The organism is Burkholderia metallica, assembly GCF_001718555.1.
In the GTDB taxonomy this organism is placed as follows: domain Bacteria; phylum Pseudomonadota; class Gammaproteobacteria; order Burkholderiales; family Burkholderiaceae; genus Burkholderia; species Burkholderia metallica.
Map to the genome: position 1 here is coordinate 1947082 of NZ_CP013403.1, position 10731 is coordinate 1957812.

Sequence of the window (10731 nt, forward strand, 5' to 3'; positions counted from 1 at the left end):
TCCGGTTTCGTCATACGAATGCGAGGCTCACATGTCTTCATCGCTTCCCCCCAACCCGTCGCGTCGCAAGGCGCTGCAGTGCATGGCCTTCGGCGGCCTCGGCACGCTGTTCACGCTGTCGGGCGGCATCCTCACGCCGTTCGACCTCGCGCTCGCACAGGCCGGCGACGCGCTCCCGGCCAACGCAGGCCGCCCGCTGTTCGTGCAGATCAGCGATACGCACATCGGCTTCAACAAGGATGCCAATCCCGACGTGTCGGCCACGCTGAAGCAGACGATCGGTCTCGTCAACGGCATGCCGTCGATGCCCGCACTGGCCATCCATACGGGCGACATCACGCACCTGTCCAAGCCTGAGGAATTCGACCACGCGTCGCAGCTGCTGTCCGCGCTGCGCGTGCCGGAACTGCATACGGTGCCCGGCGAGCACGACGTCACCGATGGTTCGGGCGCCGAATATTTCGGCCGGTTCGGCAAGGCGTCCGACAACCGCGGGTATTACAGCTTCGATCACGCGGGCGTGCACTTCATCGGCCTCGTCAACGTGATGCACTTCAAGCCGAACGGGCTCGGCAGCTTCGGCGACGACCAGCTCGCGTGGCTCGCGCAGGATCTGAAGGGCCGCTCGTCGAGCACGCCGATCGTCGTGTTCTCGCACATGCCGATGTGGACCATCTACGAACCGTGGGGCTGGGGCACCGGCGACGCGCCGCAGACGATGGCGCTGCTGCGCCGCTTCGGCTCGGTCACCGTGCTGAACGGGCACATCCACCAGATCGTGTCGAAGGTCGAGGGCAACGTGACGTTCCACACCGCGCGCTCCACCGCGTTCCCGCAGCCGACGGCCGGCAACGGCCCGGGCCCCGTGCCGCTCACCGTGCCGCGCGACCGGCTGCCGTCGATGCTCGGCGTGACGACCGTCGAATTCGCGGGCCATCCGGTCGCGTCGTCGCTGCACGACACGACGCTCGCCTGACGCACCGAACCGTAAGGAGACCGACATGAACCGCTTCACGCCATCCCGCCTCGTCGCGGCGCTGATCCTGTGCGCCGCCGCCCCGCTCGCCGCGTTCGCGCAGGGCCCGGACGGCTCGCTCGTGACGATCCACAATTTCATGTTTTCGCCGATGTCGACCACGATCAAGGCCGGCACGACGATCACGTGGAAGAACCTCGACGCCGAGCCGCATACGGTCGTCAACGACGCCGGCATCTTTCATTCGAAAGCGCTCGACCAGGACGAGACGTACTCGTTCCGCTTCGACAAGCCGGGCGTCTACAAGGTGTTCTGCGGCATTCACCCGTACATGAAGGAGACCATCACGGTCGAATGACGCGGCGCGTGGCGGCTAAAACGATGCGCGTTGCCGCGCGCACCCTGCCGCGAACGCACTTGAGGGTCGGAATCGACTGGCAGGGAAGCCCACCGCAGCCGCCCGCTTCACTGGATGCGGCCCCTCGCCGCCGATCGCCTAAACTGAATCGAATCGTTCGGATCAGACCCATCGTCACACACGCAGCGAGGCAAGCCATGACCGCGAGCCAGCCGGCACGCATGGACCTTCCCGGGCAAGTCGTGCTCGTGCTCCAGGGCGGCGGCGCACTGGGCGCATTCCAGCTCGGCGTCTTTCAGGCGATGGACGAAGCCGGCATCCGCCCCGACTGGGTGGTCGGCACGTCGATCGGCGCGATCAACGCGGCGCTGATTGCGGGAAACCCGCCCGAGCAGCGCTACGAGAAACTGTCGGCATTCTGGCGCCGCGTGACCGAGCGAACCCGTTTCGACACCGGGCCGCTGCTGCCCGGCTGGAACCGGACGCTGGCCGAGCTGATGATCGTCGGAGGCGGCATCTCGGGATTCTTCCAGCCCAATCCGGCATCGTGGCTCGGGCCGATGGTCCGCCTCGGCGTCGATCGCGCGTCGTATTACCGGATCGCGCCGCTGCGCGACACGCTTGCGTCGCTGATCGATCCCGACCTGCTGAACGCGGGCCGCCCGCGCCTGACCGTCAGCGCGGTCAATGCGTGCACGGGCACGATGCGCTATTTCGATTCGCGCGATACGCGGCTGGAACTCGAGCACATCATGAGCTCGGGCGCGTTGCCGCCCGCGTTCCCGGCGATACGGATCGACGGCGCACCGTACTGGGATGGCGGCGTGTATTCGAACACGCCGGTCGAGGTCGTGCTCGACGACAATCCGCGCCGCAGCTCGATCATCTTCTCCGTCCAGATGTGGAATCCGGCGGGCCCCGAACCCCAGAGCATCTGGGAGGTGTCGGAGCGGCAGAAGGACATCCAGTATGCAAGCCGCACCGACAGCCACATCGCGCGCCAGCAGCAGATTCACAGGCTGCGCCACGTGATCCGCGAACTGGCCCGGCACGTGCCGGAATCGGAGCGCGCATCGCCGGCCGTGCGCCGGCTCGCCGCGTGGGGATGCGAAACCACGATGCATCTGATCAAGCTCGCGGCGCCGCGACTCGCCGACGACAATCAGTTCAAGGACATCGATTTCACGCCCACCGGCATCGCGGCCCGCCGGCAGGCCGGCTACGAGGCCGCGCAACGGGCCATCGCCGCACGTCCGTGGGACACGCCGACGGACCCGACGGAAGGGCTGACGGTATTCGACGCCAGCGGGCCGCCCATCGCGGAAGGCCCGGCGTGATACTCGGCGCCGCAACCGCTTGTCGATCGCATCGGTACGATCACGCGCGGCCGACCTGACGACGGGCGTCGGCCTGCGCCGCTCGGCTTACGGCGATTCCGCGCGCATGCCCGGCGCGGTGCCGGCGATGACCGGACACGATGACGGCAATGCCTGACCGAACAGCACGGCCAACCCGCAGGCGGACGTGAACATGCCGAGCTCGTCGTGCCCGACGCCCGGCACTTCGACGACCTGCTGGGCGAGATCGGCCGGGTGCCGCTTCTTCAGGTAGTCGAAATACGCGAGCCCGCGTGCGAGCCGGTACGGGCCTTGCGCCATCGCAGCGCACGAACGGTCGATGAAGTGCGTGTAAGGGTTCGTGTCGGCCTGGCCGAGCAGGTACACGACATGACGCGCCACGTAGCGCGCTTCGAGATCGCGCACGTCCTGCGACGCGACGTAGGGCGGCGCCGACTTCAGCCCGTATTTCCACTGCGTCGCGCGCGGGCAGGTGCCGCCCGCGATTGCATCGGCGTTCGGCCGTTCGTCGTCGAAATACAGGTAGCTCGACGGATTCGCGACCACATAGCGCACGGCGATGCCGGCCCGCACCAGTGCATCGCCTTCGTGTCCGGCCACCGCATAGCGCTGCAGCAACTGCGCGCCGGCGGAATGGCCGATCACGACCACGCTCGACAGCGCGGGATACAGGCTGCGGTCGGCGAAATGCGCGAGCAACGCGTCGAGCGCGGTGAACGAACTGATCGGCGCCGGCTGCCGGGCCGCGTCGCCGCCCTTCCACCCCTCCTGCGTCCATGCCAGCGTTTGCGCGGGCAGCGAGAACGCACGCGTATCGGCGCGCGTCAGGAACTGCGGCGCGACGACCATCGTGCCCTTGCCGGCCGAGCCGGCCTTCTCGACGACCTCGAGCCCCGATGCGTAGTACGCGTCGGCATTGCGAAGCGTACCGTGAATCACGACGAAGACCCGTTCGACATCAGGCGCGGCCCGGTCGAGCGGACGATCGGCGTAGACGGGCAGCACCGCGCTGCCCTGCGGCGTATCGACGGCCACGCGCTGGCCGGCGACGGCCTTGACGGGCGCCTCGAGACGTTCGCGCTGCGTGAGCGCGGCGGCTTCGGCCGCACGCGTGCGGAGCGGCACGCCGAGCACGGCAGCGACGGCCGCGAGCGCGAGGACGTATGACAGGGTTCGGGTAGCCGGCCGCATGCGCGAGAACCGGAAGCTGGCGAAGGCGACGGAGATGGTTGGCATGGTGACGGGTCGAGTGAAGAGGCGGGTACGACTTGAACGGCAATGGTCGCAGAATCCGTCGCGCGCTGCCGGGTGGTTGCGGGAAACGGTTCAGCCGGGCTGATTCTGCATCGCTTCGGCTGGCCGCGCATGCCGGCGTCACTGCGAGTCGAACGTCGGGATGCCCGGCAAGCCTGCCGGCCCCGATCCGGCCGATGACGGCATGCGCCGCACCGGTCGCGACGTCGACCGGCGCCCGATTGCGCGTCCGACGCTCGCATGCCGACATGACGCAACGGCGCCCTCTTTCAATTACAAATTCGAAATATTTAAAGAAAAAATCAGAATAAATTATTTATCCCACATCAAACTTCAAAAAATCATCACATACAATACAACCGTCGATCCGGATCATTAAATCAGCACCAGGTCGGCATCCCGTTTCAATTATCGACATTGTTTCAACAATAGATAAGGAGAAACAATCATGGCTCAAGTTACGCTATGGGGTAGCGTCCAGGGTAACGGTACGGTGGTCGACGGCTCGGGCGGATTCACCGTGAAGCGTGAAAGCACGGGCACGTATCAGCTCTCGTTCAGCACCGCCTTCACCAAGACACCGGCCATTGTCGGGTCGCAATGGGGTTACGGCGGCGGGCAAAATACGCTCGACAACGTGATCTTCCCGGCCCTTTCCGGCAGCGGCGCCACGATTCAAACCGGTGACTCATATGGTAAATACAGCGACCGGAATTTCAGCTTCGTCGTTATCGGATCGATCAGCTGATATTCGACCGATTCTGCATTTACGCGAAAACCGGAAATGAATGAAAATACTGTTTCTTGAATCCTGAGCGAAATGCAGACCCATGGGTTTGTCCTCCAGACGAACCCGGGATGTCGGGATGAGGTACGCGCAATCACCCATTCGCGGACACCGATTCCCGGCATCCCTCATCTGACAATCTGGCCGCCGGTGGGCCGATCGCGCAGGTCGGGAAGCAAGCCGTCGGGGTCGTCGACAGGCCCGGCGCGCCCGGGATCGCCATGCGGTCGAACGTCAGCCCCACGCTTCGCGCGGATCGCGCTGCATCGCTCGCACGATCGCTTCCAGTTCGCCGAGATGCGCGGTCACCGCCCGCTTGCCCGCGCGTGCCCATCCGTCGAACGACGTCATCCCGCTCACCGCGCCGACGAACGCCACGCCGGCACGCTCGGCCGCCTGCGCATCCACCGCGTGGTCGCCCACGTAGACAGCCGCCCGGGCCGGCACGCCAAGCCGCGCCAGCGCCAGCACGAGCCCTTCCGGATCGGGCTTGTGATGCTGCACGTCTTCGCCACCGATCACCACGTCGACGAGCGATTGCAATTCGTTCAGCGCCAGGATCGCGTCGATCCGGTAGCGAAACTTCGACGACACGATCGCGACCGCGAGCCCCTGCTCGCGCAGACGCGCGAGCAGCGACGGAACCTCGGGATAGATACGCGTGCCGGCCACCATGATCTCGTCGGCGCGCACCACGAAGTGACGCGCGAACGCATCGGCCCGTGCCGGTTCGGTCTCGCCCGTCAGCGAAACGAACATCTCGTGCAGCGGCAGCCCGATCACCGCACCGATCTGCGCCGGCGTCGCGCCGGCGGCATCCAGCCGGTGCAACGCGTATTGCGTGCATGCGACGATCGCGGCGGACGAATCCGCCAGCGTCAGATCGAAATCGAAGATGACGGCCCGTACAGTCATGAAAGCACTCCGCGAACATAAGTCGGCTCGCGCACGATGCGCGAACCCGGCATTGACGGTGCGATGCGCCTCCGCGCGCCGATCGATCAGCGATCCCGGCCGGATTGCTCGCGATCGGCCGCGTCGAACCCGTCCGGGTCGCGCCTCGCCCATTGTTTGGCCCACCCCAGCAACGGCTGCAGTGCCGCCTCCAGCCGCCGGCCTTCGGCGGTCATGCAGTACCCGCCCTCGCGATGCTCGACGAGACCCGACGCCTTGAGCTCGGCGAGCCGCGTGTTGAGCAGGCGCGCATTCGTTTCGCAGGCTTCCTGCAACGCACGGAATGTGAGCGGCTCGCCGCGTAGTTCCCACAGGATGCGCAGCGTCGTGCGTCGCCCGAGCAGATCCAGCACGACCATGATCGGTCGTCCCGTTTTCGATCCGCGCACGCGTTGTCCGATTCGGGGTGCAGTCATGCTGTACTTTTTAAAGCAAGCATCGTGTGACGTCAACGAATCGATGCGGTATCGAACGGATGCTGCGCGGCAATGCGGATGTTTTTTTCTTTTCTTGCTTTATTTTTTAAAGCACGAGACCTGCGCTCCCGGCTTGACCCATCGGCGAATGCGGGCGTTGACATGCCCCCAAGCCAACCTGAGTCAGTCAGGATCTAGTGGAATTCGTTTTCGGAGAAGAAGACGAACGTCGAGAAGCGCCTTACGGGAGAGCAAATCATCGGGTTTCTGAAGGAAGCCGGGGGCGGTATGCCGGTAAAGGAGCCATGCAGGAAACACGGCTTCAGTGAAGCATCGTTCCATACCTGGCGCGCGAAGTTTGGCGGTACGGAGGTGTCGGAGGCTCGCCGACTGAAGGATCTTGAGACGGAGAACGCATGGCTGAAGATACTGCCGGCCGAAGCGATGCTCGATATGGAAGCGCTGAAATCGTGTCGTTCTGACGTGCCTGAATGTTCCCGGCCGCCCATTGGCTGCGGCGGCCGGGTACCCACGTCGTTTACTTCTTCGGCAACGGCGCTGCAAGCGAAGTGACGAGCGACGTCACCGGCGCCAGCAGACCACCACCTGTCGCAGCGCCTCCCCCTTGCGCGGAATTGCCGTTCAGCGAAACCGCCAGTGCCGGGAGCACACCGGCCACGGATCCGACAGCCGAACCGACCGAATGCACTGCCGCATTGGCAATCGTCGCGCCGCCGGAGACCAGCGCACCGACTGCGTTGGTCGCGCCTGCGGCGGCACCGGATGCCGTCCCGCCGTTGAGCGCGACGCTCAGTGCCGGAAGGACGCCTGCGACCGCGCCCGTCGTGCTGGTCACGGTGTTCGCCAGCGAGCTGGCCACACCCGTCGTGGTCGATGCGAGCGATGCAGCCGCACCGGCTGCGCCGGTGAGGGCGCCGGTTCCGGAGCCGACGATGTTGCCGGCGCCGCTCGATGCCGGTCCGATCAGCGACGTGACGGTCGACGCGATCGGCGAGATCGCCGCCGTGCCACTACCGACGATCCCCGTGACCGCGCCGGACGCTGCACCGAGTGCACCGGTAGCTGCGCCGACCGGCAGCGATCCGCCGAGGTTCCCGACGATGCTCGTGATCGGCGTGATCAGCGCACCGCCGTTTCCTGCGACACCGGTGACGGCGTTGACCACGCCGGTGCCGCTGTTGGCCACCGTACCAACGATGCCACCCAGGCCGCCGATCGTACCGCTGCTGCCACCGACCATACCCGTCAACGTACCGAGTGCACCGGTTGCCGTGTTGGCTACCGTGCTGACGACACCACCCAGGCCGCCAGTTGCGCCACCGACGCCGCCAACGCTGCCCAGTGCTCCCGTCACCGTGCCGAGTGCTCCCGTTGCCGTGTTGCCTACCGTGCCGACGACTCCACCCAGGCCGCCAGTTGCGCCACCGACGCCGCCGACACTGCCCAGTGCTCCCGTCACCGTGCCGAGTGCACCAGTTGCCGTGTTGCCTACCGTGCCGACGACACCACCCAGGCCGCCAGTTGCGCCACCGACGCCGCCGACGCTACCCAGCGCGCCCGTCACCGTGCCGAGTGCACCCGTTGCCGTGTTGCCTATCGTGCCGACGACGCCACCCAGGCCACCCGCTGCACCACCAACGCCGCCAACCCCGCCCAGTGCCCCGGTCACCGTGCCGAGTGCTCCCGTTGCCGAGTTAGCCACCGTGCCGACGACACCACCCAGGCCGCCAGCTGCGCCACCAACGCCGCCAACGCTGCCCAGCGCGCCCGTCACCGTGCCGAGTGCACCGGTTGCCGTGTTGCCTATCGTGCCGACGACGCCACCCAGGCCACCAGTTGCGCCACCGACGCCGCCGACACTGCCCAGTGCACCCGTCACCGTGCCGAGTGCACCGGTTGCCGTGTTGCCTATCGTGCCGACGACGCCACCCAGGCCACCAGTTGCGCCGCCGACGCCGCCAACCCCGCCCAGTGCCCCCGTCACCGTGCCGAGTGCTCCCGTTGCCGTATTGGCCGCCGTCCCGAGTGCACCAGTTGCCGTGTTGCCTACCGTGCCGACGACTCCACCCAAACCACCAGCGGCACCACCGACGCCGCCAACGCTACCCAGCGCGCCAGTCACCGCGCCGAGTGCACCGGTTGCCGTGTTGGCCACGGTGCCGACAACGCCACCCAGGCCACCAGTTGCGCCACCGACGCCGCCAACGCTGCCCAGTGCACCCGTCACCGTGCCGAGCGCACCGGTTGCCGTATTGCCCACCGTGCCGACGACACCACCCAGGCCGCCAGCTGCGCCACCGACGCCGCCAACGCTGCCCAGTGCACCCGTCACCGTACCGAGCGCACCCGTTGCCGTATTGCCCACCGTGCCGACGACGCCACCCAGGCCACCAGCTCCGCCACCGACGCTGCCCAGTGCACCGGTCACCGTGCCGAGTGCACCCGTTGCCGTATTGCCCACCGTGCCGACGACGCCACCCAGGCCACCAGCTCCGCCACCGACGCTGCCCAGTGCACCGGTCACCGTGCCGAGTGCACCGGTCGCCGTGTTGCCCACCGTGCCGACGACTCCACCCAGGCCACCAGTTGCGCCACCGACGCCGCCAACCCCGCCCAGTGCCCCGGTCACCGTGCCGAGCGCACCCGTAGCCGTGTTAGCTACCGTGCCGACGACGCCACCAAGACCACCGGTTGCGCCACCGACGCCGCCGACGCCGCCCAGCGCGCCCGTCACCGTGCCAAGTGCACCCGTTGCCGTATTGGTCACCGTGCCGAGTGCTCCCGTTGCCGTGTTAGCCACGGTGCCGACGACACCACCCAGGCCGCCAGCGGCACCACCGACGCCACCAACGCTGCCCAGTGCACCGGTCACCGTGCCGAGCGCACCGGTTGCCGTGTTGGCCACGGTGCCGACAACGCCACCCAGGCCACCAGTTGCGCCGCCGACGCCGCCGACGCTGCCCAGTGCACCGGTCACCGTGCCGAGCGCACCCGTAGCCGTGTTAGCTACCGTGCCGACGACGCCACCAAGACCACCAGCTGCGCCACCGACGCCGCCAACGCTGCCCAATGCACCCGTCACCGTACCGACTGCACCAGTAGCCGTATTGGCCGCCGTCCCAAGTGCACCGGTTGCCGTATTGGCCACTGTTCCAAGCGCACCGGTTGCCGTGTTAGCCACGGTGCCGACGACACCACCCAGGCCGCCAGTCGCGCCACCGACGCCGCCAACGCTGCCCAGCGCACCCGTCACCGTGCCGAGTGCTCCCGTTGCCGTGCTACCTACCGTGCCGACGACTCCACCCAGGCCACCAGTTGCGCCACCGACGCCGCCGACGCCGCCCAGCGCGCCAGTCACCGTCCCAACCACGCCGCCGAGACCACCGGTCGCACCGCCGCTGCCACCGACGCCACCTAACGCGCCAGTCACTGCACCGACCGCGCCAGTTGCCGCATTACCCACTGTCCCGACGACACCACCCAGGCCGCCCGTCGCGCCACCGCTCCCGCCGATGCCACCCAGCGCACCCGTCACCGTCCCAATCACACCTCCAAGACCCCCGATCGGATCACCGCTGCCGCCAACACCACCCAACGCGCCAGTCACGGCACCCACCGCGCCAGTTGCCGCATTGCCCACTGTCCCGACGACGCCACCCAGGCCACCCGTCGCGCCGCCGCTCCCGCCGATGCCACCCAGCGCACCCGTCACCGTCCCAACCACGCCGCCGAGACCCCCGATCGGATCACCGCTGCCACCGACGCCACCCAACGCGCCAGTCACTGCACCGACCGCGCCAGTTGCCGCATTGCCCACCGTGCCGACGACGCCACCCAAGCCGCCCGTCGCGCCGCCGTTCCCGCCGATGCCACCCAGTGCACCCGTCACCGTCCCAACCACGCCGCCGAGACCACTGATCGGATCACCGCTGCCACCGATACCACCCAACGCGCCAGTCACGGCACCAACCGCGCCAGTTGCCGCGTTACCCACTGTCCCGACGACACCACCCAGGCCACCGGTCGCACCGCCACTACCGCCGACACCGCCCAGCGCACCGGTGACGGTACCGATCACCCCCCCGAGTCCGCCCGCCGCACCGCCGGTTCCACCGTTCCCGCCGATGCCACCCAACGCCCCGGTCACCGTACCGGCCACATCCGCGACCGGCTCGAGCAATCCGCTATTGATATTGATGGCCGCGCCTGCCGCACCCGCCGCCCCGATCGAGATACCGCCGGCATTCGTCGGGCCGCCGACCGACACCACCCCGTTCCCCCATCCCGCCACGGCGCCGACGAGCCCCCCCGGCGCCGGCGATCCGCCTCCGATGATCAAGCCGTCGGTGTTGCTGAGACTTCCCGGCACGGCAGTCACTACCCCCGCCTGGGACGCCGTGGCGGCCACGCTGAACAAAGCCGCGACCGACAAGGCGATGCCTGTCAACTTCATGTTCATTTTCGTTTTCATGAATTACCCCATTTCGGTTGGACAACCGCGGAACAGCTCGAGCGATCACGCCTGGACCTGCCGCCCGAAGGCGACGTAAATCGTGTGCGGATTGCTCGATATGCAAAGCGTTAAACAGGCTTGACCAGTCGGTGCG

9 protein-coding genes and 1 pseudogene are annotated in these 10731 nt (G+C 67.4%); 6 read left to right on the top strand and 4 right to left on the bottom strand.

All coding sequences use genetic code 11. The features are described 5' to 3' along the window. Positions 1-31 precede the first annotated feature (31 nt). The 3 genes from WJ16_RS28300 (at position 32) to WJ16_RS28310 (ending at position 2671) form a co-directional block, all read left to right on the top strand. The gene (locus tag WJ16_RS28300) at positions 32-976 is read left to right on the top strand and encodes a metallophosphoesterase family protein (RefSeq protein WP_069260313.1); all 945 of its coding nucleotides are present in this window, start codon (positions 32-34) and stop codon (positions 974-976) included. 25 nt (positions 977-1001) lie between these two features. Continuing rightward, positions 1002-1334, top strand: coding sequence for a cupredoxin domain-containing protein (locus WJ16_RS28305; protein WP_069260314.1), 333 nt, complete (start codon positions 1002-1004; stop codon positions 1332-1334). A 197-nt stretch (positions 1335-1531) separates the two neighbouring features. Continuing rightward, positions 1532-2671: a patatin-like phospholipase family protein gene (locus WJ16_RS28310; RefSeq protein ID WP_069260315.1), complete on the top strand. Its 1140-nt coding sequence runs from the start codon at positions 1532-1534 to the stop codon at positions 2669-2671. Between the two features lie 87 nt (positions 2672-2758). Here the strand turns inward: WJ16_RS28310 and WJ16_RS28315 are convergent, their stop codons facing one another. After that, positions 2759-3928, bottom strand: a complete 1170-nt coding sequence (locus WJ16_RS28315; protein WP_069260316.1) for an alpha/beta fold hydrolase — start codon at positions 3926-3928, stop codon at positions 2759-2761. A 160-nt stretch (positions 3929-4088) separates the two neighbouring features. On the opposite strand from WJ16_RS28315, the gene WJ16_RS35105 reads away from it, so the two are divergent. Further along, on the top strand, positions 4089-4325 hold the full coding sequence (locus WJ16_RS35105; protein WP_157126874.1) for a hypothetical protein: 237 nt from the start codon (positions 4089-4091) through the stop codon (positions 4323-4325). 69 nt (positions 4326-4394) lie between these two features. Further along, positions 4395-4694 carry a hypothetical protein gene (locus WJ16_RS28320; RefSeq protein WP_226242178.1) on the top strand — a complete coding sequence of 100 codons (300 nt, stop codon included), beginning with the start codon at positions 4395-4397 and terminating at the stop codon, positions 4692-4694. 273 nt (positions 4695-4967) lie between these two features. Here WJ16_RS28320 and WJ16_RS28325 read toward each other — a convergent pair whose 3' ends face one another. Both WJ16_RS28325 and WJ16_RS28330 read right to left on the bottom strand, forming a co-directional pair. Further along, positions 4968-5648, bottom strand: a complete 681-nt coding sequence (locus WJ16_RS28325; RefSeq protein WP_069260317.1) for an HAD family hydrolase — start codon at positions 5646-5648, stop codon at positions 4968-4970. An 86-nt stretch (positions 5649-5734) separates the two neighbouring features. Continuing rightward, positions 5735-6046 (bottom strand): winged helix-turn-helix transcriptional regulator, encoded by a 312-nt coding sequence (locus WJ16_RS28330; RefSeq protein ID WP_226242183.1) that lies wholly within the window; start codon positions 6044-6046, stop codon positions 5735-5737. Positions 6047-6331: 285 nt separating this feature from the next. Between WJ16_RS28330 and WJ16_RS34455 the strand changes: the two are divergent. Next, a pseudogene (locus tag WJ16_RS34455) lies at positions 6332-6571 on the top strand (transposase); the annotation flags it as partial. 70 nt (positions 6572-6641) lie between these two features. Here WJ16_RS34455 and WJ16_RS28335 read toward each other — a convergent pair. Next, a complete protein-coding gene (locus WJ16_RS28335; RefSeq protein WP_069260319.1) occupies positions 6642-10595 on the bottom strand; it encodes a beta strand repeat-containing protein in 3954 nt (1317 codons plus the stop codon). Positions 10596-10731: the final 136 nt, after the last annotated feature.